Genomic DNA, 24,342 nt, shown 5'->3' on the forward strand with positions numbered 1-24,342 from the left:
CCGGCCAGAGTGTCGTTTGTACAATCGGTTACACAGCGATACCATTCAGCAACGGACACTATCGAAATATTCTCATATAGTCATTTTACCGGCCCCGCAGTGGGCTATTAAATGAAATGAATTTGAGGAATTTGCAATGAAAAAATTATTTGCACTGGTAGTTGCCGCTGCTATGGGTCTGTCCTCTGCTGCTTTCGCTGCAGAAACTACTGCAACTCCGGCCCCGGCGGCACCTGCTGCTGCAACCGCTCCTGCTGCGGCACCTGCTGCTCCGGCTAAGCATGTTGCTCATAAACATCATAAGAAAACCGCTAAAAAACGTCATCACAAAAAAGCGGCTGCTCAGAAAGCACAGGCGGCTAAAAAACATCACCACAAAAAAGTAGCTAAGAAAGCGGCTGCACAGAAAGCGCAGGCTGCTAAAAAACATCACCACAAAGCAGTCGCTAAAAAAGCTGCACCACAGAAAGCACAGGCTGCTAAAAAGCATCACCACAAAGCCGTTGCTAAAAAAGCTGCAAAAAAATAAATCTCTGACCGCCAGGATTACTCCTGAACTCGCGTCATAGTGACAGAAACACCCGGTTATGCCGGGTGTTTGTTTCCCGGAGTTATAAATATGGTGCGTCGCTATCGTTTCGAAATCATTCTGGTCGCAGTCATTATGTGTGGCGTTGTCGCTGCCAGTTTTTTTATTTAACTTCAGACCGGTAAATACGCAATATCTCTCCCTTTTTTCCATCTTACGGCTTATAGTAATCATTCCGGAATCCGATGATTAACCTACATACTTCCCGCAGTTGAGAGAATTATGCGCCTGCTGACCGTCCTTATTTTAAGTTTATTTTGCGTTAGTGTGCAGGTGCACGCTGATGATGACGATGATGACACACCGAATGCCAGCGAAATCAAGGCGCTGTTTTTTGGCAAAGACCATCGTCAGGCGATTACTGATGTGACCAGCGCCCCCTGGGATGCCATTGGCCAGCTGGAAACAGACAGCGGTAATCTGTGTACTGCCACCCTGATCTCCCCGCATATAGCCCTGACTGCCGGACACTGCCTGCTGACTCCGCCGGGTAAGTTTGATCCTCCGGTAGCCATCCGTTTTATGGCGATGCCGACCGGCTGGCGCTACGAGATCCATGATATTGACGCGCGGGTTGAGCCTTTACTGCCCGGTAAGCTGAAAGCCGAAGGCGATGGCTGGATTGTTCCACCGGCGGCGGCACCCTATGATTATGCAGTCGTGATTATTCACAATCCGCCATCCGCTATCCAGCCGGTACCACTGTTTTCAGGCAGCCGGGCCGACCTGATCGCAGCACTGAAAGCCACTGGCGGGCGGGTAACACAAGCCGGTTATCCGGCCGATCATCTGGATAACTTATATGCTCACCAGAATTGTCTGATCACTGGCTGGGCACAAAAAGCGGTATTATCCCATCGCTGTGATACCCTGCCGGGTGACAGCGGGTCACCTCTGTTGTTAAAGACCGATAATGGCTGGCAGATTATTGCGGTACAGAGTTCCGCTCCGGCAGCAAAAGATCGTTATCGTGCCGATAACCGGGCGATTGCTGTAACCTCTTTTTATGACAAACTGCAGCAATTGCAGCAACTGACCCACTAGTCTGGCGCGGCAGCACAGCGACTCCTGTGCTGCCGCGTTTTTTACCCGCCGTTTTTCTGTGCCATCGCCTGTAAAATCCGCTTTTCAGAGACCGGATAAGGTGTACCCAATTGCTGGGCAAACAGACTCACTCTCAGTTCTTCCAGCATCCAGCGTATCGCTACCACATCGTCATCATCCTGCTGTTGCGGCGCTAATTTACCCCGCCATTGCTGCCATTGTTGCTCAATACTCTGGATTTTCAGCATTCTGCTGCGGTCACTGTGGGGATCAACCGGTAACTTATCCAGCCGGCGCTCGATAGCCTGCAGATAACGCAGAGTATCCGCGAGATGTTGCCAGCCGTTACCGGTGACAAAACCACGATAAATCAGTCCTGCCAGCTGAGATTTGATATCCGACAGGGCCAGCGCCTGACTGATATCCACTTTCCCTTTCAGCCGTTTATTGATCTGAAATACCGTCGTCAGGATCTGCTCAGTCTGCATCGCAATAGTTACCACAGTGTCGTTCAGCTCAGCACGTACCTTCTCTTTCAGCTGCTCAAACGCCGTTTCAGTCCAGACCAGACCGCCGTGTTCCGCCATCAGTTTATCGATGCCACAGGAAATACAGTCGTCAATCAGTTCCGGCACCTTGCCATAAGGGTTAAAATAAAGTCCCAGTTTGGCCTTATTCGGCAATTTTTCATGCAGATATTTCACCGGTGACGGAATATTCAGCCAGAGCAACCGGCGCTGACCACGCCACATATGCTTCTGCTGCTCACTCTGGCTGTCAAACAGCCGGATCGCGACACTCTCTTTATCATCCACCAGCGCAGGCCAGGCCTGCAGTTGATAATTTCCGCGTTTCTGCTGATAACTTTGCGGTAAATCGCCAAAACTCCAGATATGCAGCCCCTGCTGTTCTACACCGTCATCGGCGACATCCGAAAGGGTTGCCTGCACTTTATCTTTCAGTGACTGTTTAAGCGCTGTCAGATCTTTACCTTCGGCCTGGGTGCGGTTGTTTTCATCCACTATCCGGAAAGTCATTTTCAGGTGGTCAGGCACCCCCTGCCATTGCCAGTCTTCGCGGGTGACTGTTACACCGGTCATCCGGCGGAATTCACGTTCCAGGCAATCGGTCAGTGGCTGACTGTGGTCAGTAACCCGTTGCAAAAATGCATCTGCATAATTTGGTGCCGGCACAAAGTTACGGCGTAATGGCTTAGGCAGGGATTTAATTAAGGCGATCACCAGTTCGCGGCGTACCCCGGGAATCTGCCATTCGAATCCCCTGTCCTCAACCTGATTTAATAACGGCAGCTGAATATGTACCGTCACGCCATCTGCGCCGGTGCCCGGTTCGAACTGATAACTGAGACGCAGTTTCAGGTTATCCTGATGCCAGAAATTTGGATAATCCAGCTGACTGACCTGTGAAGCACCGTCTTTGATCAGCATCTGCTTATCAAAGTTAAGCAGATCGGGCTGCTGCTGGCTGGCGTTTTTCCACCACTGGTCAAAATGACGCGCTGACACAACCTCATGACCAATACGCTGGTCATAGAAAGTCAATAAGGTTTCATCATCGACCAGGATATCTCTGCGTCGTGATTTATGCTCGAGATCTTCCACCTCATTCAGCAACTTACGGTTATTCTTCAGGAACGCATGACGACTTTGCCAGTCCCCTTCCACCAGCGCGTGACGGATAAATAACTCGCGGGATAAGCGCGGATCAATTTTGCCATAGTTCACTTTACGCCCGCTGATCACCGGTAATCCGTAGAGGGTGACTTTTTCCAGGGCCATAACCGCCCCCTGGCTTTTTTCCCAATGAGGCTCGCTGTAATGATATTTCAGCAGATGCTTTGCCAGCGGCTCAATCCATTCCGGCTCAATGCGAGCGGCAACACGCCCCCACAAACGGCTGGTTTCAACCAGTTCAGCGACCATGACCCATTTTGGCGGCTTTTTAAATAAGCCCGAGCCGGGGAAAACAGAAAAACGGGCATTACGCGCCCCGGTATATTCCTGCTTTTCAACATCCTTTTGGCCGATATGTGATAACAGACCACAGAGTAACGCGCTGTGCACTTCGCGGTACGGCGCCGGTTCACTGTTTACCGGCAACCGCAACTCTTTTACCACCTGCCGCAGCTGGGTATAGATATCCTGCCATTCCCGTACCCGCAGGTAGTTCAGATAATCGGTTTTACACTGCCGGCGGAACTGGTTACCGGATAGCCGCTTTTGCTGTTCACCGAGATAATTCCACAGATTTACCCAGGCCTGAAAATCTGAGTCTTTATCCGCAAAGCGGCGATGTTTTTCGTCAGAGGCCTGCTGGCGGTCTGCCGGACGTTCGCGGGGATCCTGGATTGACAGCGCAGCCGTAATAATCATCACTTCACGGACACAGCCAAATTGCTGTGCGGCCAGTACCATTCTCGCCAGTCGCGGATCAACCGGCAACTGCGCCAGCTGCCGCCCCAGCGGGGTCAGCTTATAGTGACCGTCAGCTGACGGCAGAATACCGCCCAGTTCTTCCAGTAACCGCACACCGTCCTGGATATGACGTTTATCGGGGGCTTCAACAAACGGGAAAGCAGCAATATCGCCCAGCCCGAGGGCCGTCATCTGCAGAATGACCGATGCCAGGTTGGTACGCAGTATCTCCGGGTCAGTGAACTCCGGACGGTTAATAAAGTCCTGCTCCGAATACAAACGGATACAAATCCCCTCGGAAACACGCCCGCAACGTCCCTTACGCTGATTAGCGGAAGCCTGAGAAACAGGTTCTATCGGTAAATGCTGCACCTTGGTACGGTAACTGTAGCGGCTGATACGTGCCGTGCCGGGATCGATCACGTATTTAATCCCCGGCACGGTTAACGATGTTTCGGCCACGTTGGTTGCCAGCACTATCCGCCGCCCGCTATGAGACTGGAACACCCTGTTCTGTTCGGCGTTAGATAACCGCGCGTAGAGTGGCAGGATTTCCGTATGCCGTAATTCACGGCGGTTTAAGGCATCGGCTGTATCACGGATTTCCCGTTCACCGCTCATAAAAATAAGAATATCACCCGCTGCCTCACGCATCAGTTCATCGACGGCATCAAAAATCGCCTGCAACTGATCGCGGTCACCGTCACTGGTATCTTCGGCGACCGGCCGGTAACGTACTTCAACTGGATAAGTCCGGCCGGAAACTTCAATGACCGGAGCATGGTTGAAATGGCGGGAAAAGCGCTGAGGATCGATGGTAGCTGAGGTGATAATCACCTTCAAATCGGGCCTGCGTGGTAGCAGTTCCCGCAGGTAACCCAGCAGAAAATCGATATTCAGGCTGCGCTCATGGGCTTCATCGATAATCAGGGTGTCGTATTGCAGTAACAGTCTGTCCTGCTGTATTTCTGCCAGCAGAATACCGTCAGTCATCAGTTTAACGCGGGTATTTTCTCCGACCTGATCACTGAAACGGACTTTATAGCCGACATAGTCGCCCAGCGGGGTATTCATCTCTTCGGCGATACGGGTAGCCACGGTTCTGGCCGCCAGTCGGCGGGGCTGCGTATGGCCAATCAGGCCGCGGTTACCCCGGCCTAACGCCAGACAAATTTTAGGGATCTGGGTTGTTTTGCCTGAGCCGGTTTCACCGGCAATAATCACTACCTGATGTTTGCTGATTGCCTCTGCAATTTGCTGTTGCTTCTGACTGACCGGTAAATTTTCCGGGAAATCAATATGCTGTGGCGCGGATGCCAGCCGCAGGGCCAGCCGGGTTTCGGCTTCGCTGATTTCCTGTTCAATCTTACTGGTTATTTCCGCACGGGCTTGCGGGTTTTTCACCTTTTCAGCACCAGTAATCCGGCGTCTGAGTTGCTGGCGGTCCCGCAGGATCAAAGGCTCCAGACGCTGGCGCAGAGAAGACAACAGTGAAAAATCCTGAGATGACATAATAATGTGTTACCTTGATTTTATATGACAAAACAGCCGGAGACCGTAAACGGTGACGGTAAATCCCCCGGCAATCAGCAATGATATAACATTGTAACATATCCCCTGAACTGCCGTTATCGCTCCGCATCGACACGGGTGATAATGTTGTTCAGTTTTTTCGAATATAGTCCTCGAAATTATCAGCTTTTATCTGATGCCTGAGCACCTTACATTATCTGAAATTCAGCGGAAGGACTTCCGCCCTAAAGACAGGAAGATAACGTAATGAGTAAAGTTCTGGTCCTTAAGTCAAGTATTCTCGCCGGTTATTCCCAGTCAGGTCAGCTGGCTGACTTCTATGCGCAGCAGGCGATGGCCAAAGGTGACACTGTCACTTTTCGTGACCTGGCAGAGCAGCCAGTACCGGTGCTGGATGGTGAGCTGGTCGGTGGCCTGCGTCCTTCCGATGCACCGTTATCTGAGCGTCAGAAACAGGTTGCCGCTTTGTCCGACGAACTGATCAATGAGCTGCTGGCCCATGACGTTATCGTGATTGCGGCACCAATGTATAACTTTAACATTCCCACTCAGCTGAAAAACTATTTTGACCTGGTGGCCCGTGCCGGAGTGACTTTCCGTTATACCGAATCCGGCCCTGAAGGTCTGATCAAAGGTAAACGTGTCGTTGTTATCTCCAGCCGTGGTGGTATCCACAAAGATACACCGGCAGATCTGCTGACCCCATACCTGAAAGTCTTCCTTGGTTTCCTGGGAATGACCGAGATTAACTTTGTCTTTGCGGAAGGTTATGGTTACGGTCCGGAAGTCAGCGCCAAAGCAACGACCGATGCAAAAAGCGCGATTGAATCAATTATCGCGGCCTGATAAGTTCATCGCCGGGACGACAGTGCCGGCGATATCTCGGTTATTTCCCCTGTCGGCTCCGGTTGTTCTCATCATTACTCAGCAGAGTTTCGATATTTTTATCGGCTTTCACCGTAATCTGGTGATCGATTCTCACATTCATATCAATAGTGATCGGTTCTTTCGGTGCCGCAACTTCAATACGCGGAACGCATCCGCACAGGACAAAACCCGGCAACAGGTAAACAATCAGGTTAACGGTTTTCATTCAGACGGTTCCTTCAGCCGGTTATTGCCGGGCAGTATCAGTTGCTGTGATAGCAGCGATTGTAAATTGTCACCGAAGCTCAGGCTTTTCCAGAGCAGAAACAGATTTTCACGGTGGGTGTAATTCAGATTAACCCGCTGGTCTTTATTACTGAAGCGGCTGGTGCCCTGCACCTTTGATGTCAGGGTGAGTTCGCCGTTACTCTGCACATTCAGTGTTGCTTCGGAACGACTGATTTCCATATAACGCAGCCAGTCTATTGCCACTCCTGCCGCCATATTATTACTGGTAACTGAATCAATCAGGTCTTTATCTACCCGCAGGGTCAGAGGGCCACGGTTCTTTATCCAGCCATTACGGACAATGTACTGCGGATCACTGACCAGCAATGGCAGCTCTCCGTCGATTCTGCCTGACATGGCGACCTGTTTCGGGTGCAATGCGGTGATCAGCCGGCTGAGGCTGATATTACTGGCCTTAAGAATAGCCGGCTGATGCTGAGGCAGCCGTAACTGGCTCAGGCTCAGTTGTCCGTCAAGCAGCGATATACTGACATCACTCAGTGATAACGGCCGGTTTTCGCTCCACGGATAGTATCCCTGTACACTGGCAGTAATATCCTTCATTTGTATCTGGTTAGTAATGTTACCCACCGATAACCTTACCGGCTGCCGGTAGCCAAACTGCCAGCGCTGTTGCCGGTAACGGAACGGCAGGGAAAAGTCCACGCCACTCACCTGGTTGTCGGGAGTCCACAGGCTGCCATCAGTGATCACCCAGTGGCCCCCGGCCTGAAACCCTTCAGTGGCCGAGGCAGAGAATGCAGCCTGTGCCCGCAAACTGCCGCCGGTCAGTTTCATCTGTGTATCTTCTGCCATCAGGGGCTGAAAGACCTGCAGTGGCTGAGAAGGCCACCAGATTTGTCCGCGGACCCGCTCTCCATCCCAGCGGCCATTGAGGGTGAGCGGACCTATAGCTCCGGCCTCCAGTTGCGCTTTATACAGGAAATTTTCCGGAGAGCTGCCCTGCAGTGTAAAAGGTAACCGGGCAGCGGGCAGTCTGCCGCCATAAGCAAACCGGGTTTGTCCGGCATTCAGTAACAATGCTGCGGTAAATTGCGGGTCTGCCGGGTCACGTGACCAGCGAACAGGTTTACTCAGGGTGATCCGTGCGGCGCGGGTAGTTATCCCTGCATATTTTATCCGCCGCAGACCGGTAGACAGACTCTGTAAAGTGATCAGACGGTCCGCCCACTGGCCCCGTCCCTGTATATCCCACTCCGCCTGCAATGGCCGGAAATAGCCATTTCCCCAGTAGCGCCAGTTCCAGCGGCCATTGTCTGGCCAGAACTGTTGTGCCTGTCCCTGTAACTGCAAACGGTACTGCCCGTAAAACGGATTATGTACCCTGAGAATTGCCTGTAATGGGCCGCTGACCCCGCCAACCGATAAACTGACCCCTGCCAGCGGAAAACGCGCTTCATCGACCTGTAATGTATCCAGTATCCGGCCGCGCATTCTGAGTAAAGCACCACTGATAAAACGGACTTCCGGTTGTATCAGCGGACCGGTTAATCTGGCGGGCAGACTGGCAAAAAATTGTAATTGCGGGCTACCGGCACTGCCTGTCAGCCGCAGCGGCATATCACTCTGCTGCAGACTCAGTTTTCCGGGGCCGAAACTCAGTACTGCGTTCCCTTTGCCGCCATAACCTGCTGTTAAAACATTCAGACGCCCGCTAAAGGCAGTATTTTCCAGCCCTGACGGCCAGTTATCTGCGGTCAGGGCTATGCCGCCCTGTAATACCTGGCCGTTAAAAGGCCACCACCACTGCCCCTGGCGGACGGTTACAGACTGCGGAGTCACTTCCCAGGGCAGCGTCAGTATCGGGCGCGGGTATGACGATGCCGTCAGACGCAGCTCTCCGCGCTGCTGTTGCCAGTGCGTCGCCACAACGAACGGTGATTGATCCAGTGAGAACTGGCCGGTCAGTTCTCCTGCCAGTGGCCAGCCGCTGGTCTGCGGGGACAGGGTTACTTTTCCCTGCATTGTCACCGGTTGCGGTAATCCGGGCGCCGTAAATTTAAGCTGGCGGAGATATAATTGTTGCTGATTAAGATCAGCATCCAGCTGCAGATTATCACCGCGGATACTGAGACGTTGCCTGCCCTGCTGTTGGGTGACAGTGACACTGCCTGCATACTGCTGCCAGGGCAATATCTGCAGGCTGTCTATGTGCAGACGACTGTCCGGCAGTAAATGCTGCCAGTCGGCCAGGCTTTTCGACGGTGCTGATGATGAGGATGTCGCGGACACAGTGGCAAGGCACTCTGAATCTGCCCGGACAGTGGTTGCTGTCAGTTGCCACATCTGCTGCCGGTAACCCGCCGACAGACCGGAAATATCCATAATTTCACAACCCGCAGTATGCAGCGAGATATCCGGTAAGCGGAGTGAGCGCAGGCCCGGCCGTAAAGCACCTTTGGTCTGCAGATGTACTCCGGCTGGCAGCCATATCCCCGCCAGCCGCGGTAACCATAAGCTGAGGGATAATATACTGGCGCTGATGATCAACAGCAGGCTGAGCACAACCAGCAGCACAACTGTTAGCTTTCCCTTCATAAATAATACATCCGTTTTATTCTGAATCTTCAGTAAAACTGGTTATACCGCCGTCATATAACACCATAGCCGCTATACTGATTCAGTTTAGGCAAAATGATAACTAAGCGCTATTAGTATGGCGCATTCCCTGCAAAGTTATTCCGGAGTCCGGTAATGAAAATCGCGATTTACAGTACAAAAAATTATGACCAGCTTTCCCTGCAACGCGTCAACCAGCAGTTCGGTTTTTCCTTAACTTTTTATGATTTTAAACTCGATCAGCACACAGCCAAAAATGCCGCAGGGTTCGATGCTATCTGTATTTTTGTTAATGATGATTGTAACGCAAAAGTCATCCGCGAGCTCGCCGGGCTGGGAGTACGTTATATTGCCCTGCGCTGTGCCGGCTTTGATAATGTCGATATTGCCGCCGCCCGCCATGCCGGTATTCAGGTGGTCCGTGTCCCTGCCTATTCACCTGAAGCCGTGGCCGAACATGCTGTCGGTTTAATGATGACCCTGAACCGGCGAATTCATCGTGCTTACCAGCGTACCCGTGATGCAAATTTCTCCCTGGAAGGGCTGACCGGGTTTACCATGCACGGCAAAACAGCCGGTATCATAGGGACCGGTAAAATCGGCCTCGCCACCCTGCGTATCCTGAAAGGCTTTGGCATGCGGTTACTGGCCACCGACCCTTATCCTTCACAGCAGGCACTGGATCTGTCGGCAGAATATACCGATATCAATACCCTGCTGAAAGAGTCGGATGTTATTTCACTGCATTGCCCGATGAACGAAAAAAACCACCACCTGCTGGATGCTGCCGCTTTCGATAAGATGAAAAACGGGGTAATGGTTATTAACACCAGCCGTGGCGGGCTGATCGATTCTCAGGCCGCGATTGAAGCCCTGAAACAGCAAAAAGTGGGGGCTCTGGGAATGGATGTCTACGAAAACGAACGCGACCTGTTTTTCGAGGATAAATCTAACGATGTTATTCAGGACGATGTTTTCCGCCGTCTCTCTTCCTGCCATAACGTACTGTTTACCGGGCATCAGGCATTCCTTACCACCGAAGCGCTGACTTCGATTGCCAAAGTTACTCTCGGTAATTTACAGTTATTAGCCAGCGGAGAGCAATCTGATAACCTGGTATCGGACGTCTGATAATACCAGGTTATCGGGGGGAGACTGCGGCCTACAGGGCGCAGCCACCTCCGATAAGGGCATTTTCGCTGCAACGTTTGCCATTCGCCAGCTGGCACATGCCTATCCGGCTGCCATCCAGCTGACGTGAATAAGCCAGTCTTCCCCCCGCATCGGCACAGTTAGTTTCGGCTAACGATGACATTACTACTGGCTGAATATGGGCTGCTGTTGCCTGCTGTGGCGGATCATTCTCGTTATTACTGCTACAGGCAGAAAGCAACAGACTGGCACTGGCCAGCAATAAAGCGGCTATTTTCATGGTTCGGGCTCCGGGGGATATTGACAGTTCGCAACACAGAATATGTCAGGAAAGGGTGCGGGTCGACTGCTGTTACATGTTTTTACTCTTTAGTGGCAGCCGTATTACCAGCAGATTTATCCCGGTTCGCCGATACTGAGAGTATTCAGCCGGTGGCAGGCAGGACCAATGTTTGAGTTTTATGTTGCCGCTCCCCTGCCAGCGTCTGCAGGAGAGCAATCACCACCGCTGCCCGTTTACCGGCAACACAGACTTCAGACGTTAGTAATATCGATAAACAATGACTCGTCGATATTGGTTGAAGAGACTGTGGCTTCGGTAAACTGGTAAGTGTCACGCTCACCTTCCCTGTCCAGCGGCAAATGGCCGAAATCAAACAGCTGCCGATCGGCTAACTGGCTGGGGCTGACATTTTGCAGTGACTTAAACACGCTTTCTACACGTCCCGCATCCTTTTTATCCCATTCATTCAGCATGGCTTTGATCGCCTGGCGCTGCAGGTTTTCCTGTGAACCACACAGGTTACAGGGAATGATGGGGAAGTTTTTCTGCCCGGCAAAGCTGATCAGGTCTTTTTCCCGGCAGTAGGTTAGCGGCCGGATAACAACGTTACGTCCGTCATCAGAACGCAGCTTCGGTGGCATGGCTTTCAGACGTGCTCCGTGAAACATATTCAGAAACAGGGTTTCAACAATGTCGTCCATATGGTGACCAAGAGCAATTTTGGTAGCACCTATTTTCTCAGCAAACGAATACAGGGTGCCGCGGCGCAGCCTCGAACATAAACCACAGGTCGTCTTACCTTCAGGGATCTTTTCTTTAACCACCGAGTAGGTGTCCTTATCAACGATGTAATAAGGAATATCCAGACGTTCGAAATAGTCCGGCAAAATATGTTCAGGGAAACCCGGCTGTTTCTGATCAAGGTTAACCGCAATGACCTGAAATTTTACCGGGGCCACTTTCCGGAGACTGAGGAGAATATCCAGCATTGCAAATGAATCTTTGCCGCCGCTCATGCAAGCCATGACCACATCATTCTCTTCAATCATCTGGTAATCCGTAATGGCATTACCCACATTTCTGCGGAGACGTTTCTGAAGTTTGTTGAATTCGAGGGTTTCTTTTCTGTTATCTGTCTGATTCATAGCTTACGTTCACACCGCCGGAGAGTCCGGCTGTTTATTTCCTGGTTAGGTACCTGCATGGCAGCGGATTATACGGATTTTTCCTCAGCGGGGAAATCTCCTTATCTGCCGGCAGACAGATAACCTGCCACAAGGTGAAAAACCGGCGGGTAATAAGGCAGAAAAAACAGTGACTATGGCGGGGAAACAGACAAAAAAAACCGGCGTGAATAACGCCGGGGTCATAAGAATTAAATGTGCTATGCAGTAATTCAAAAGTAAGACAATGTGGAGCACAACGCCCATCGCTTGACGTTGCATTCACCTGCGGGAAGAAGTATCAGCGATTTAAAGCCATCATGCGTTGATTGAGATCATACTTTTTTCGATTGCCGCCATTCTGTGCGCTTACAGCCACTTACGATTCTTAAGCCACAAGGTAATCATCAGTGCGATGACCACCAGTATCACGCAGAACACACTGAATCCGTCGCTCCACTGGCCGCCGGGGATCCCCCCCAGGTTGACCCCGAATAATCCGGTCAGAAAAGTCGCCGGTAAAAATATCATCGCCAGTAATGACATAATATAGGTGCGTTTATTCATCGATTCGGTCATCTGCGAACTGATTTCATCGTTAAGCACCGCTGTACGGGCAACACCGGCATCAAGATCCTCCAGCCCCCTTCCCAGCCGGTCGGCGATATCCTGCAACAGCCGCCGTTGCGCATCGTCCAGCCAGAGTGATTTTTCACTGGCTATCCGTGCCAGAACATCGCGCTGAGGTGCCATATAACGTCGCATAACAATCAGCTGCTTACGTAATAATGCCATCTGGCCCCGTTGCGGCACCTTGCCTTCCAGCAGGCCATCTTCCAGATCAATAATTTTATCGTGCAGATCTTCGATAAATTCACTGATATGGTCCGTCAGCGCATCGCAAAATTCCACCAGCCAGTCGCCGGCGTTTTCCGGGCCGGCTTTATTTTTCAGGCTGGACCAGACATCATCCACTGCCGCGACTTTACGCTGACGAGTAGAGACAATCAGCCGATCGTTGATAAAAATTCTGACAGCCACCAGTTCATCGGGCCGTGAGTCATGGTTAAAGTTAATACTGCGCAGCGTAATCATAAAGCCGTCAGCCAGCTTAGTGATCCTTGGCCGCATACTCTCACCGGCTAATGCATCCCGTACCGAATCCGGTAACAGCGGCGTGTCCTGTAACCATTCTGCACTTTCCTGTTGAGCATAATTCAGATGCAGCCAACAGGCATGCTCACTGTTTACCACTTCAGTTTCACTGATAGGCAACATGCCGCCTTGCCCGTCTAACTGACAGGAAATAATCGCATCCGGGATATGCAGTTCTTTACCGTCAATAATACTCACTCCTTCCCCTTACTTCACTCTGACTGATGTATATAACCGTTATTGTAGAGGATTAGTGACCGTCTATGGGGTTTAAAACGTAAAGACGCATTACAACCGGAAAAAAAGAAGCCAAACAATGATGCTTAAAATCAATCTGATAGCGCAGACTTTCCGGGGATCTCCCTCGGCAGGCACAGGGATTGACAAGTACGGGAAAAAACTCTGCCACTGATAGCACTGACTGAACTCTTCAGTATTTTCGTTATCAGAAATACTTACCTGTCTCTGTCTCTCCGCACAGGGCTGCAACGGAATATTGCGCGGAGGATTGCGGGTATTTTCAGCATTCTGTTTAACGGTTATGGCTTTTTAAGCGGATATTGATGGGCGCAGCTCGTAAAATACTGCGGAATATGGGATAAATAAAAACATCACTTGCCCTGTGGTGCTGGTCAGTCAGCATTACAGTAAATCAGTTAGGATTAAAAGGAACCTCAAATGTCTCAGACAGTTAACTTCAAAGGTCAGCCTATTGCAGTCGCAGGTCAGTTCCCGGCCACCGGTAAAGCAGCGCCTGATTTCAGTCTGGTCACAAAAGACCTGAATGATGTGTCTCTGGAAAACTATGCCGGTAAACGCAAAGTCCTGAATATTTTCCCAAGTATCGATACCAGCACCTGTGCAACGTCGGTACGTAAGTTTAACCAGCTGGCCTCTGAGCTTTCAGATACCGTAGTATTATGTATTTCTGCTGATCTGCCGTTTGCCCAGAGCCGCTTCTGCGGGGCTGATAGTCTGGATAATGTGATCACCCTGTCCACCCTGCGTGGCAGTCAATTTAAGCAGGATTACGGTGTGGAAATCCTCGAAGGCCCGCTGAAAGCCCTGACCGCCCGTGCCGTTGTGGTGCTGGACAAAGATAACACCGTATTACATGCCGAGCTGGTAGCAGAAATCGCTGACGAGCCTGACTACGATGCTGCATTAGCGGTACTGAAGTAAGTTATCGCTGTTTTCTGAACACCACCGGCTTATCCCCCGGTGGTGTTCTGTCCGACAGCCGGTATTATTCCTCACCGGCTGTTTTTTTGTGATTCAGTCCGTACTCACGTAATTTATTTGCGATTGCTGTATGAGAAACCCCAAGCCTTTTTGCCAGCTTACGGGTGCTTGGATAATGGTGATATAAGCGGACCAGCACCGCCCGTTCGTAACGGCTGGTAATATCATCCAGCGACCCCTCCAGATTATCCTCCACCGCCAGATCGGCAGTAAAGGTTTCAGGTAACAGCACATCTTTCGGCTTCAGTTCATGCCCTTCCAGCTGAGTCATGGCCCGGTAAATAATATTTTTCAGTTGCCTGACATTACCCGGCCAGCTGTAGCGCGCCAGATAACCAGCCAGTTGCGGGGAAATAACCGGACAGGGAATACCCTGCTCATCGGCAAACCTGGCAACAAACATCTCGGTCAGCGGCTGAATATCCTGAGTATGTTCCCGCAGTGCGGGCAGATTCAGCGTCAGCACATTAAGCCGGTAAAATAAATCTTCGCGGAATTCCCCGCGGCTGACCAGTTCCTGTAAATTTTTCTGTGTCGCGCAGATAACCCGCACATCCACATGCACCTCATGCTCTTCTCCGACACGGCGGAAAGTTCCGTCATTGAGAAAACGTAATAATTTGGTTTGCATACGTGGTGACATTTCACCAATTTCATCCAGCAGAACAGAACCGCCATTTGCCTGTTCAAAGAAACCTTTCTGGCTGCCTGACACATTAGGGTAAGCTCCCGCCGCATGGCCAAATAATTCACTTTCAGCGACATCATCAGGTAACGAGGCACAGTTAAGCGCCAGAAAAGGTTTACTGCTGCGATGACTGCGCAGGTGACAGGCTCTGGCGAGCATATCTTTACCGGTCCCTGTATCACCGATAATCAGCAACGGGGCATCATGCATGGCCAGCTTTTTCGCCTGGCTCAGCAGCTGCCGCATCTTCGCACTGACGGCAACAATATGGGCAAAGCCTGATTCATCAGTATGGTTAAGATTCTGTAACTGATGGCCCATACGCGCGGTGGATTTGAGCATAATCATGGCCCCGACCGGCTGTTCCTGTTGCTCCTGCTGATCAGGCAGGTAAATCGGCAACAGTTCCATCAGAAAATCACGGCCCTGGATCACTACACTGCGGGTGGATGCCGTGACACTGTCACCTTCATTGCGCGGAATAAACTGGAAATTATCAATCAGCTGACTGATCGGATAATGCATAATCTTTTTTTCATCCAGTCCGAACAACGACAGGGCTGCGGGGTTGGCCCGCTCTATCCGTCCGCGGAGATCAATGGAGATCACCGGTTCCGGAATTGCCACCAGCAGTGAGGTCAGTACACGGTTTTCCCGTTCTGAAGGCAGGTCTGTAACGGTACGTACATCGGATACCCCGCGGGTACGACGGATCTCCGCCATCAGGGCACTGAATTCGTGAAAAGGAATCGGGCTGAAGCGTAAATACAAGCGTTCCAGGGCAACAATTTCGATACCATACAGATCAATATTTCGTGCCACCAGCAGATTGAGCAGTTCCCGTACCAGGCCTAATCTGTCTTTGCATATAATTTCGAGGCGCATCAGTGTATTTTCCCGGCCATGACGTATGCCGGTTATCATACCAGACTTCCCCTAATCGTCATTAAAAGTTTACAGATATCACGGAGAATACCCATTTTTGTACGTATTTATTGACGGGCGCGGCAGATCACGCCACGCCACACCTTTAAGTGACCGGGGATGAGGGATCCTTTGAAGGGGAGCCGGAGGCGGGTTTCTTTTTCATCGCCTGGCGAAGCCTTGTCAGTAAATCGGTTCGGTAATCGCTCAGCCGGGGCTTCTGACCCTCAAGCCATGGCAGCGGCCGGCATAACTCCATCGCTTTAATACCCAGCCGTGCCGTGAGCAGCCCCGCGCCGATCCCCTGCGCTGCGCGCCCTGACAAACGGGCCATAATGTCCTGTGACATCCAGTCAATACCGGTTTCCCGCACCAGTTCGCTGACCCCGGCAAAAGCAATATTGAATAATACCCCGCGGAACAAACGTAACCGGCTGAAGTAACCCAGCTCAATACCATAAATACGTGCTATCTGGTTAATCATCCTGATATTACGCCAGGCAATAAGCGCCATATCAACGACAGCCAGCGGGCTGACAGCGATCATTAATGCGGATTCAGCAGCGAAACGGCTGATTGTGGCCCTCGCCTGTTTATCGGCCAGCGGCTGAACCTGCAATGCATATAAGCTGATTACTTCACGATCACTGTGGGTATCCTGTAGTGCAGTCTGCCATTTGCGGAAGGCTTCTGAGTCATTAATACCCGCCCGCGCCGCCAGTTGTTCACAAAATGTTCTGGCCCTGCCCGTATCATGACTGTCCAGTAACTGCCGGGCATGATCCCTTTCCTGTGCCCGGTGACGCAATAAAAATAACCGTCGCCATTCTGCCAGCAGGCTACCGGCCCCGGCAATTACCACCAGTCCTATCGCCAGGCTGATGCCTGCGTCGATCCACTGACGGTTTTGCCATGCAGTGATCAGCCAGTCCCCCGTCCGGGCGATAATACTGGCTAAAAATACGCAGACCCCCAGTAACAGGATATTGCGCCACAGGGAACGGCGCGGACGTAATACGGCAACCAGCGGCTGTTCATCGCCGCTATCTTCGCCGGGCGGCATATCCTGCTCATCCTGCGGACTGAATGAGGCATCATCGGCCGAAAAGTGCCGGGCAGGTTGCAGACGAAGATTATCCGGCGCCGCTGTGTCCCTGAAAATGATGCCGGGTCTGAGCGGTACCTTTTCCTGTTCGGTCATCGTAATTTATCTCCCAGTAAAAACTCCAGCGCACTGTCCATCCGCAGATGCGGCAGAGGCTGGTCGCTGTCCATGGTTGCAGGGCGGAAGGCTTCAAAACGAAATCCCTGTTCCTGCCAGAAACTGGCGGCAGGCAGCCTGGCCGGCACCTCCCCCGGATAAAAAGTCAGTTTTTCACCGTCAGTCAGGCGATGACCACGTAATACCGGCAGACTCTGTTGCTGATGAATAATATTTCCTGACGCTGTGGCACGGATGGCCGATAGTCCCAGACAATCGATTTTTATACCTTCGAAGGCCGCCTGCTGCCATGCATCACCCACCATCTGCCGTAATAGAGAAACCAGATTACCCTGTTGATCGTGGGTAATATGGTCCGCTTTGCTGGCAGCAAACAGCAGTTTATCGATCACCGGCGCAAACAGTCGCCGCAGTAATGTACGCTGTCCGTATTGAAAGCTTTGCATCAGCAGAGTCAGTGCCTGACGCATATCATTAAACGACTCCGGTCCGCTGTTCAGGGGCTGCAGGCAATCTACCAGTACTATCTGCCGGTCAACTTTCACAAAATAGTCTTTATAAAAACGTTTCACCACATGCTGGCAGTAATAGTCATAGCGGGCCTGCAGCATCCCGAAATTACTGAGTTTGCCGCCATCGGTGAGTTTTGTGCTGTCGGCCAGCGTATCAACTGGCCACGGGAAGAATTGCAGCGCAGGTGCACCGGCCATATCCCCCGGCATTACGCAGCGGCCGGGCTGGATAAAATGCAGGCCGTTATTTTTACACTGGTGCAGATAGTCGGTCCAGGCGGCAGAGATATCTGCCAGTTGCTGTTCGTCAGCCACGGCCCGGGGATCCAGTGCGGCCGCCAGGTGCCGCCAGCGGGCTGCCCGCTGGCCCCGCTCTCCCTGCAACAACGCCATCATTTGCTGTGACCAGGCGGTATAACTTTGTCCCAGCATCGGCAAATCCAGCAACCACTCGCCCGGATAATCAATGATTTCCAGAAACAAGGTGGTCGTGTCTTTAAAATAGCGCAACAGAGAGTCGGCAGAACGGTAACGCAGCGCCAGACGCATTTCGCTGATACCGCGGGTCGGTGTCGGCCATTGCGCTGGCTGCCCGTAAAGTTGCGCCAGACCGGAATCGTAATTAAACCGCGCAATACCCATATCCCGTTGCGGAATACGTTTCACGCCAAGTAACCGCTCTTCCCGCGCCACAGAAAATAACGGCAGCCGGGCACCGTTATTCACGTTCAGTAACTGATTAACCAGTGAGGTAATAAAAGCCGTTTTTCCACTGCGGCTGAGTCCGGTAACCGCCAGCCGCAGGTGTTTATCGGCACCGCGGCTGACCAGGGATACAATCTCATTTTGCAGTTTGTTCATGTTTCTCTCTGAATAGTCGGGCAGATATTTTTTTCATTATCGCAGACAATACAGGTTCGAGCACCATTGCCAGAATAATGCGCACAGGCCTGCGGGCGACCCGGTTAAGCACTCTGGCACTGATCCCTGCCGGAGTCCGGCTGAGTATCGTGATAATGATAAATTTTACAGCAGAAAGGAGTACCGACATCAGGCGTGACGGCCTGCCCTGTTGCTCTGCATATTTCATTGCTCACCTCCGGCGGGTATATCCACTGATATTTTACAATTGTCTGAAACGGCTGCGGATCGAAAAAGTTTCAGAAGTGACATAACGTTCTATCTCCCTGACCCTGTTTTCTCCCTGCCGGAGTTGCTGTTCCAGTTCCGATAACAACTCTGCGGCGGCGGGCTGTGCCGGCTCTTGTTGCCCGCTGACCGGTTTTTTCTCCAGAAAAAAAACCAGCGCAAAATAAACCACCAGGGTAATAAAAAATAGTCCGATAAACAGGGAGATAATCACCATAATACGGATCAGGTTAACCGGCACATTGAGATATTCCGCCAGTCCTGCACAGACCCCCATCAGCTTGCCCTGTTGCGGATCGCGCCATAACTGACGTGAAGTCGCGGATCGCTGGCTCATGGCTGTTGCCTCCATTGCGGGTTTTCCGCATCCAGTATCGCTTCCAGCGTACCGATACGTTCCTGCATCCGGCGCGCATCTATTGTCAGTTGCTGTAGTCGTTGCATTTCCTGTGGCGACAGTTCACTGCCCGCCGGATGTTTATTGCTGTAATGTAACCATAACCAGATCGGCGCGACAAACAGCACAAAAATAGTCAGCGGGATCATAAAAAGAATAATTGCGCTCATGAATTCTCCTTACCTGAGTCGCGGTTCAGCCGGGGGGCTATAACGGAGATTACTGTCCGTCGTGACGCTGCATTTTTTCTTTTAATGCCGCCAGCTGCTGGCTGATTTCATCATCTGCTTTCAGGCTGGCAAATTGCTGATCCAGTGACTGAGGCTTACCAAAACGCTGACTTTCTGCTTCGGCTTCCATATGGTCAATACGACGCTCGAAAGATTCAAAACGGGCCATTGCCTGATCAATTTTACCATTATCCAGCTGACGACGAATATCCCGTGAATTTGATGCCGCCTGGTGGCGCAGAGTCAGAGCCTGCTGACGAGCCCGGGTTTCGGTCAGTTTATTTTCCAGTTCAGCAATTTCACCTTTCATCCGTTGCAGGGTCTGGTCTGTCTGTTCAATTTCCTGATCCAGAGAGCTCACTAACGCATCGGTTTTCTGTTTTTCCAGCAACGCAGCCCGTGCCAGATCTTCTTTGTCTTTACGCAGTGCCAGTTCGGCTTTCTCCTGCCACTCGGCAGAATGTAGTGCCGCCTGCTCACTCCTGCGAACTAACTGTTTTTTCTCAGCCAGTGCACGGGCCGAGGTGGTACGCACTTCAATTAATGTGTCTTCCATTTCCTGGATCATCAGCCGGACCAGTTTCTGCGGGTCTTCAGCCCGCTCCAGCAGGGAATTGATGTTGGCATTCACAATGTCAGTAAAGCGGGAAAAAATACCCATGTTGTTTCTCCTGAAAAATGCCGGGAAATCCCCGGAATAGGTTATAGCCGTCCGCTGATGGCTACCGGTTATCTGCCACTTGTATTAGCAATCGGCATGCCAGTTTTTAACTTAATGTTTTTAAATGATTTTATTTAATTGCCCTGTCAGAAAGATCCCGTAGAATGGTGAAATTAATTAATAGCTGGTCAAAATAATCATGAGTGAGCGTCAGGATAATCTGCTGGGTGAGTCCAATAACTTTCTTGAGATGCTGGAACAGGTTTCTGCCCTGGCGCCACTTAATAAACCGGTGCTGGTGATCGGTGAACGAGGTACCGGTAAAGAGCTGATTGCCAACCGTCTGCATTATCTTTCTGCCCGCTGGCAAGGGCCTTTTGTTTCCCTTAACTGTGCAGCACTGAACGATAACCTGCTGGATTCCGAATTATTTGGCCATGAGGCCGGTGCCTTTACCGGGGCACAGAAACGGCATCTGGGACGGTTTGAACGGGCTGATGGTGGCACTCTGTTCCTCGATGAGCTGGCAACCGCACCGATGATGGTTCAGGAAAAGCTGTTGCGGGTGATTGAATACGGGCAACTGGAACGTGTCGGCGGCAACCATTCGCTGCAGGTGAATGTGCGGCTGGTTTGCGCGACGAATGAGGACTTACCGGCGCTGGCCGCGCAGGGAAAATTCCGTGCTGACCTGCTGGACAGGCTGGCATTCGATGTAGTGATTATTCCGCCACTGCGTGAAAGACAAAGCGATATACTGGTCATGGGTGAATATTTTGCTCTCCGGATGTGCCGTGAACTCGGACTGCCCTTATTCCCCGGTTTCAGTGATAAGGCCCGTCATCAGCTGCTCAGCTGGCCGTGGCCAGGCAATGTGCGGGAGCTGAAAAATGTTATCGAGCGTTCCATCTATCGCCACAACAGCAGCGAACAGCTGCTGGACCGGATTATTTTTAATCCTTTCCGGCCGGACAGTGCTGGCGGAGATTCCCTGCAGGCCACGCCCCCCGTTCCGGACGCTGAAGAGCATTTACCGGGATTGCCGGTAAATTTACGGGAATGGCAAAATAGTCAGGAATACCGTCTGCTGATGCTGAGTCTGCAAAAAAATCATTACCACCAGCGTAAAGCAGCCGCTGATCTCGGACTGACCTATCATCAGTTACGGGCTTTAATAAAAAAACATCAGGTGTCCGCCGGGCGCTGATGATGCTGTTTCCGGGGATAGTACCGCGCACCGCTGCCAGCAGACACCATGAAAAAGAGCAGCACCGCATACGCCAGGGTTGGGGTAACCGCCGGGTTTGCGATACACTGCCGCCAATCTATTAAAATTCTTTGAGTACTATGTCGAAATTCTATTCTGCGCTGTGCCTGGGACTCAGTCTGTACTGCGGTGCCGCCTTTTCCGCATCTCAGCAGGACATCCGTCAGAGCGGTTTTGTCTATTGTGTGAACGGGGTACTGAATACCTTTAATCCGCAACTGGCCAGCAGTGGCCTTACAGTGGATACCCTGGCCGCGCAGCTCTACGACCGTTTGCTGGGTGTCGACCCCTACACTTACCGTCTGGTGCCAGAACTGGCATCGGGCTGGGAAGTCAGAGATCACGGTGCGACCTATATTTTCCGCCTTCGCCACGGGGTTAACTTTCAGTCCACCAACTGGTTTACCCCGCACCGCAGCCTGAATGCCGATGATGTGGTGTTTAGTTTTTCGCGGATGTTTAACCGGAGCAACCCATGGCATCAGGTCGGCGGCGGAAATTACCCGTATTTCGACAGTCTTCAGTTTACGGATAATGTCCTGAGCATCAAAACGCTGGACAACTACACGGTCGAATTTCGCCTCGCCCACCCGGATGCCTCTTTCCTGTGGCATATTGCCACCCACTATGCACCGGTATTATCCAAAGAATATGCTGACCAGTTAACCGCCAGCGGACATCAGGAAGCAATGGACAGCCATCCGGTGGGCACCGGCCCTTTTCAGCTGGCTGAATACCGTTCAGGGCAGTTTATCCGGCTGATACGTAATCCGCAGTACTGGAAAGGCGTGCCGCGTATGCAACAGGTTGTCATCGATATCGGCGCCGGAGGCACCGGCCGTTTATCTAAATTACTGACCGGTGAATGTGATGTGCTGGCCTATCCGGCCGCCAGTCAGCTGTCTATTTTGCGCGATGACCCGCGACTGCGGATGGCACTTCGCCCGGGGATGAACATTGCCTATCTGGCATTTAATACCCGTAAACCACCGCTGGATAACCCGGAGGTGCGTAAAGCCCTGTCACTGGCGATTAATAATGAACGGCTGATTTCTTCCATTTATTATGGTACGGCAGAAACCGCGGCTTCTGTTTTACCCCGTGCGTCCTGGGCTTATGATAACCGTACCCGTATTTCCGATTATAATCCGCAGCAAGCACAGCAACGGCTTAAACAACTCGGCATACAGGATCTGCATCTGAAGCTGATGGTGCCCGTCGCCTCACAACCCTGGAATCCCAGCCCGCTTAAAACGGCAGAGCTGATTCAGGCCGATCTGGGACGGATTGGCGTTAGCGTCGATATTGTGCCGGTAGAGGGCCGTTTTCAGGAAGCTCAGTTGATGTCACTTAATCATGACCTGACTCTGGCAGGCTGGGCAACCGACAGTAATGACCCGGACAGCTTTTTCAGGCCATTGCTTAGCTGCGCGGCTATCAATTCTGCAACCAATTATGCCCACTGGTGTTACCCTGCATTTGACCAGATATTACAGTCAGCCTTAACCTCACAGCAACTGGCTGACCGGATTGACAGTTATGATCAGGCTCAGCAAATGCTGGCCGACCAGTTACCGGTACTGCCGCTGGCATCATCACTGCGTTTACAGGCTTATCGCTATGATATTAAAGGGCTGGTGTTAAGCCCGTTCGGTAATACCTCGTTTGCCGGAGTGTACCGTGATGATTCAGAAGGAAATGCCCCATGATTATCTTTATTTTACGGCGGCTGGTATTACTGGCAGTAACCCTGTTTTTTTTATCGCTGGTTGCTTTCAGCCTGAGTTATTTCACCCCCCATGCTCCGCTGGAAGGTGCCTCTCTGTCTGATGCCTGGTGGTTCTGGTTTAAAGATATGTTACGTCTGGATTTTGGCGTATCCAGTGTTAATGGCCAGCCGATCATCGACCAGCTGAAAGAAGTGGTTCCGGCTACCCTGGAACTTTGCGTGCTGGCATTTCTGATGGCACTGTTGCTGGGGATCCCGCTGGGGATCATTGCGGCAGTGATGCGTAAAAAATGGCAGGACCGGCTGATCAGTGCTCTGGCATTACTCGGTTTTTCGTTACCGGTATTCTGGCTGGCATTGCTGCTGACGTTGTTCTTTTCCCTGACTCTGGGCTGGTTACCCGTATCCGGCCGTCTTGACCTGCTTTATCCTCTGCCGCATGTTACCGGGTTTGTGCTGATTGATGCGCTGCTGACTCACTCCGTATGGCGTCATGAAATGCTGGTCAGTATTTTTCAGCATCTGCTGCTACCGGTGGTGACTCTGGCCGTGGCCCCGATGACGGAAGTGATCCGTTTAATGCGCCACAGTACCCTTGAAGTGATCGATAAAAGTTATGTCAAAGCAGCCATCACCCGCGGTTTATCCCGTTTTACCGTTATCCGTCGCCATGTACTGCATAACGCTTTACCGCCGGTGATCCCGCACCTCGGCATGCAGTTTTCCACCATGCTGACTCTGACCATGATCACCGAGGTGGTTTTCAACTGGCCAGGGGCCGGGCACTGGTTGATCGCGGCCGTCCGTCAGCAGGATTATGCCGCTATTTCTGCCGGAGTGATGGTAATTGGCAGTATGGTGGTCATCGTAAATGTACTGTCAGATATTATCGGCGCAGCTTTAAATCCGCTGAAACATAAAGAATGGTATGCCCTCAGATAACCGGCAGTTGCGGTTTTCCCTTACTGCCCTGACTGCCAGTCGTAGTGCGGTTTGTTGTCAGATCACCACAGGAAACGATAGATGTTAAAATTACTGATGCCATTATTACTGCTACCTCTGCTGGCAGGCTGTTCCCCGGATAAGCCTGCCGATCAGACCACGCGACAGTGTCTGGAATACCAGCATATGATGACCGCACCACTGCCGCCGGATGTCCATGCCGGACTGGAAAAACAGTGTGAAGACTCACTGAAGTCATTACATGAAAATTAACAGAAGTAAGACGGTGA

22 protein-coding genes are annotated in these 24,342 nt (G+C 51.6%); 9 read left to right on the forward strand and 13 right to left on the reverse strand.

Annotated elements, in window-relative coordinates; genetic code table 11:
- Window positions 1-136 precede the first annotated feature (136 nt).
- Together asr and JK211_RS06175 are read left to right on the forward strand one after the other, a co-directional pair.
- Window positions 137-529, forward strand: a complete 393-nt coding sequence (gene asr / locus JK211_RS06170; RefSeq protein WP_212707801.1) for an acid resistance repetitive basic protein Asr — start codon at window positions 137-139, stop codon at window positions 527-529.
- Between the two features lie 282 nt (window positions 530-811).
- The gene (locus JK211_RS06175) at window positions 812-1,633 is read left to right on the forward strand and encodes a serine protease (protein WP_212707802.1); all 822 of its coding nucleotides are present in this window, start codon (window positions 812-814) and stop codon (window positions 1,631-1,633) included.
- 41 nt (window positions 1,634-1,674) lie between these two features.
- Here JK211_RS06175 and hrpA read toward each other — a convergent pair whose 3' ends face one another.
- Window positions 1,675-5,580, reverse strand: coding sequence for an ATP-dependent RNA helicase HrpA (gene hrpA, locus JK211_RS06180; protein WP_212707803.1), 3,906 nt, complete (start codon window positions 5,578-5,580; stop codon window positions 1,675-1,677).
- A 267-nt stretch (window positions 5,581-5,847) separates the two neighbouring features.
- Here hrpA and JK211_RS06185 point away from each other — a divergent pair, with 267 nt between their 5' ends.
- The gene (locus JK211_RS06185; protein WP_212707804.1) at window positions 5,848-6,447 is read left to right on the forward strand and encodes an FMN-dependent NADH-azoreductase; all 600 of its coding nucleotides are present in this window, start codon (window positions 5,848-5,850) and stop codon (window positions 6,445-6,447) included.
- Between the two features lie 40 nt (window positions 6,448-6,487).
- Here JK211_RS06185 and JK211_RS06190 read toward each other — a convergent pair whose 3' ends face one another.
- Window positions 6,488-6,694, reverse strand: coding sequence for a YnbE family lipoprotein (locus JK211_RS06190; RefSeq protein ID WP_212707805.1), 207 nt, complete (start codon window positions 6,692-6,694; stop codon window positions 6,488-6,490).
- A complete protein-coding gene (locus JK211_RS06195; RefSeq protein WP_212707806.1) occupies window positions 6,691-9,315 on the reverse strand; it encodes a YdbH family protein in 2,625 nt (874 codons plus the stop codon). The genes JK211_RS06190 and JK211_RS06195 overlap by 4 nt, the downstream gene beginning before the upstream one ends.
- A gap of 156 nt (window positions 9,316-9,471) precedes the next feature.
- Here JK211_RS06195 and JK211_RS06200 point away from each other — a divergent pair, with 156 nt between their 5' ends.
- The gene (locus JK211_RS06200; RefSeq protein WP_212707807.1) at window positions 9,472-10,467 is read left to right on the forward strand and encodes a 2-hydroxyacid dehydrogenase; all 996 of its coding nucleotides are present in this window, start codon (window positions 9,472-9,474) and stop codon (window positions 10,465-10,467) included.
- A 31-nt stretch (window positions 10,468-10,498) separates the two neighbouring features.
- Here the strand turns inward: JK211_RS06200 and JK211_RS06205 are convergent, their stop codons facing one another.
- The 3 genes from JK211_RS06205 to zntB form a co-directional block, all read right to left on the reverse strand.
- Window positions 10,499-10,768: a DUF333 domain-containing protein gene (locus JK211_RS06205; protein ID WP_212707808.1), complete on the reverse strand. Its 270-nt coding sequence runs from the start codon at window positions 10,766-10,768 to the stop codon at window positions 10,499-10,501.
- 254 nt (window positions 10,769-11,022) lie between these two features.
- The gene (gene ttcA / locus JK211_RS06210) at window positions 11,023-11,916 is read right to left on the reverse strand and encodes a tRNA 2-thiocytidine(32) synthetase TtcA (RefSeq protein ID WP_212707809.1); all 894 of its coding nucleotides are present in this window, start codon (window positions 11,914-11,916) and stop codon (window positions 11,023-11,025) included.
- Between the two features lie 387 nt (window positions 11,917-12,303).
- Window positions 12,304-13,287 (reverse strand): zinc transporter ZntB, encoded by a 984-nt coding sequence (zntB, locus tag JK211_RS06215; RefSeq protein WP_212707810.1) that lies wholly within the window; start codon window positions 13,285-13,287, stop codon window positions 12,304-12,306.
- 480 nt (window positions 13,288-13,767) lie between these two features.
- Here zntB and tpx point away from each other — a divergent pair, with 480 nt between their 5' ends.
- Entirely contained in the window at window positions 13,768-14,271 is a 504-nt protein-coding gene (tpx, locus tag JK211_RS06220) for a thiol peroxidase (RefSeq protein WP_212707811.1), read from the forward strand.
- A gap of 64 nt (window positions 14,272-14,335) precedes the next feature.
- Here the strand turns inward: tpx and tyrR are convergent, their stop codons facing one another.
- From tyrR to pspA, 7 genes are all read right to left on the reverse strand, one after another.
- Window positions 14,336-15,904, reverse strand: coding sequence for a transcriptional regulator TyrR (gene tyrR, locus JK211_RS06225; RefSeq protein WP_212707873.1), 1,569 nt, complete (start codon window positions 15,902-15,904; stop codon window positions 14,336-14,338).
- 145 nt (window positions 15,905-16,049) lie between these two features.
- Entirely contained in the window at window positions 16,050-17,144 is a 1,095-nt protein-coding gene (locus JK211_RS06230) for a YcjF family protein (RefSeq protein WP_212707812.1), read from the reverse strand.
- Window positions 17,141-18,538 (reverse strand): YcjX family protein, encoded by a 1,398-nt coding sequence (locus JK211_RS06235; protein WP_212707813.1) that lies wholly within the window; start codon window positions 18,536-18,538, stop codon window positions 17,141-17,143. Before JK211_RS06235 ends, JK211_RS06230 begins: the two co-directional genes overlap by 4 nt.
- Window positions 18,519-18,767, reverse strand: a complete 249-nt coding sequence (locus tag JK211_RS06240) for a phage shock protein PspD (RefSeq protein WP_212707814.1) — start codon at window positions 18,765-18,767, stop codon at window positions 18,519-18,521. The genes JK211_RS06235 and JK211_RS06240 overlap by 20 nt, the downstream gene beginning before the upstream one ends.
- A 33-nt stretch (window positions 18,768-18,800) precedes the next feature.
- Window positions 18,801-19,163: an envelope stress response membrane protein PspC gene (gene pspC / locus JK211_RS06245; RefSeq protein ID WP_212707815.1), complete on the reverse strand. Its 363-nt coding sequence runs from the start codon at window positions 19,161-19,163 to the stop codon at window positions 18,801-18,803.
- The gene (gene pspB, locus JK211_RS06250; RefSeq protein WP_212707816.1) at window positions 19,160-19,393 is read right to left on the reverse strand and encodes an envelope stress response membrane protein PspB; all 234 of its coding nucleotides are present in this window, start codon (window positions 19,391-19,393) and stop codon (window positions 19,160-19,162) included. The genes pspC and pspB overlap by 4 nt, the downstream gene beginning before the upstream one ends.
- 49 nt (window positions 19,394-19,442) lie before the next feature.
- Window positions 19,443-20,114, reverse strand: a complete 672-nt coding sequence (gene pspA / locus JK211_RS06255; protein WP_212707817.1) for a phage shock protein PspA — start codon at window positions 20,112-20,114, stop codon at window positions 19,443-19,445.
- A 199-nt stretch (window positions 20,115-20,313) separates the two neighbouring features.
- Here pspA and pspF point away from each other — a divergent pair, with 199 nt between their 5' ends.
- The 4 genes from pspF to JK211_RS06275 all read left to right on the forward strand — a co-directional run bounded on the left by pspF (window position 20,314) and on the right by JK211_RS06275 (window position 24,325).
- Window positions 20,314-21,321 (forward strand): phage shock protein operon transcriptional activator, encoded by a 1,008-nt coding sequence (gene pspF, locus JK211_RS06260; RefSeq protein ID WP_212707818.1) that lies wholly within the window; start codon window positions 20,314-20,316, stop codon window positions 21,319-21,321.
- Window positions 21,322-21,461: 140 nt separating this feature from the next.
- The gene (gene sapA / locus JK211_RS06265) at window positions 21,462-23,090 is read left to right on the forward strand and encodes an ABC transporter substrate-binding protein SapA (protein WP_212707819.1); all 1,629 of its coding nucleotides are present in this window, start codon (window positions 21,462-21,464) and stop codon (window positions 23,088-23,090) included.
- Complete coding sequence (gene sapB, locus JK211_RS06270; protein WP_212707820.1) at window positions 23,087-24,052, forward strand: putrescine export ABC transporter permease SapB; 966 nt, start codon at window positions 23,087-23,089, stop codon at window positions 24,050-24,052. The genes sapA and sapB overlap by 4 nt, the downstream gene beginning before the upstream one ends.
- Window positions 24,053-24,133: 81 nt before the next feature.
- On the forward strand, window positions 24,134-24,325 hold the full coding sequence (locus tag JK211_RS06275) for a hypothetical protein (protein ID WP_212707821.1): 192 nt from the start codon (window positions 24,134-24,136) through the stop codon (window positions 24,323-24,325).
- Window positions 24,326-24,342 lie beyond the last annotated feature (17 nt).

This window comes from Tatumella sp. JGM130 (genome assembly GCF_018257525.1).
GTDB classification, from domain to species: Bacteria; Pseudomonadota; Gammaproteobacteria; order Enterobacterales; family Enterobacteriaceae; genus Tatumella; species Tatumella punctata.

Coding starts and splice junctions, on each gene's coding strand:
- asr (WP_212707801.1), top strand. CDS start 137: ATGAAAAAATTATTTGCACTGGTAGTTGCCGCTGCTATGGGTCTGTCC.
- JK211_RS06175 (WP_212707802.1), top strand. CDS start 812: ATGCGCCTGCTGACCGTCCTTATTTTAAGTTTATTTTGCGTTAGTGTG.
- hrpA (WP_212707803.1), bottom strand. CDS start 5,580: ATGTCATCTCAGGATTTTTCACTGTTGTCTTCTCTGCGCCAGCGTCTG.
- JK211_RS06185 (WP_212707804.1), top strand. CDS start 5,848: ATGAGTAAAGTTCTGGTCCTTAAGTCAAGTATTCTCGCCGGTTATTCC.
- JK211_RS06190 (WP_212707805.1), bottom strand. CDS start 6,694: ATGAAAACCGTTAACCTGATTGTTTACCTGTTGCCGGGTTTTGTCCTG.
- JK211_RS06195 (WP_212707806.1), bottom strand. CDS start 9,315: ATGAAGGGAAAGCTAACAGTTGTGCTGCTGGTTGTGCTCAGCCTGCTG.
- JK211_RS06200 (WP_212707807.1), top strand. CDS start 9,472: ATGAAAATCGCGATTTACAGTACAAAAAATTATGACCAGCTTTCCCTG.
- JK211_RS06205 (WP_212707808.1), bottom strand. CDS start 10,768: ATGAAAATAGCCGCTTTATTGCTGGCCAGTGCCAGTCTGTTGCTTTCT.
- ttcA (WP_212707809.1), bottom strand. CDS start 11,916: ATGAATCAGACAGATAACAGAAAAGAAACCCTCGAATTCAACAAACTT.
- tpx (WP_212707811.1), top strand. CDS start 13,768: ATGTCTCAGACAGTTAACTTCAAAGGTCAGCCTATTGCAGTCGCAGGT.
- tyrR (WP_212707873.1), bottom strand. CDS start 15,904: ATGCGCCTCGAAATTATATGCAAAGACAGATTAGGCCTGGTACGGGAA.
- JK211_RS06230 (WP_212707812.1), bottom strand. CDS start 17,144: ATGACCGAACAGGAAAAGGTACCGCTCAGACCCGGCATCATTTTCAGG.
- JK211_RS06235 (WP_212707813.1), bottom strand. CDS start 18,538: ATGAACAAACTGCAAAATGAGATTGTATCCCTGGTCAGCCGCGGTGCC.
- JK211_RS06240 (WP_212707814.1), bottom strand. CDS start 18,767: ATGAAATATGCAGAGCAACAGGGCAGGCCGTCACGCCTGATGTCGGTA.
- pspC (WP_212707815.1), bottom strand. CDS start 19,163: ATGAGCCAGCGATCCGCGACTTCACGTCAGTTATGGCGCGATCCGCAA.
- pspB (WP_212707816.1), bottom strand. CDS start 19,393: ATGAGCGCAATTATTCTTTTTATGATCCCGCTGACTATTTTTGTGCTG.
- pspA (WP_212707817.1), bottom strand. CDS start 20,114: ATGGGTATTTTTTCCCGCTTTACTGACATTGTGAATGCCAACATCAAT.
- pspF (WP_212707818.1), top strand. CDS start 20,314: ATGAGTGAGCGTCAGGATAATCTGCTGGGTGAGTCCAATAACTTTCTT.
- sapA (WP_212707819.1), top strand. CDS start 21,462: ATGTCGAAATTCTATTCTGCGCTGTGCCTGGGACTCAGTCTGTACTGC.
- sapB (WP_212707820.1), top strand. CDS start 23,087: ATGATTATCTTTATTTTACGGCGGCTGGTATTACTGGCAGTAACCCTG.
- JK211_RS06275 (WP_212707821.1), top strand. CDS start 24,134: ATGTTAAAATTACTGATGCCATTATTACTGCTACCTCTGCTGGCAGGC.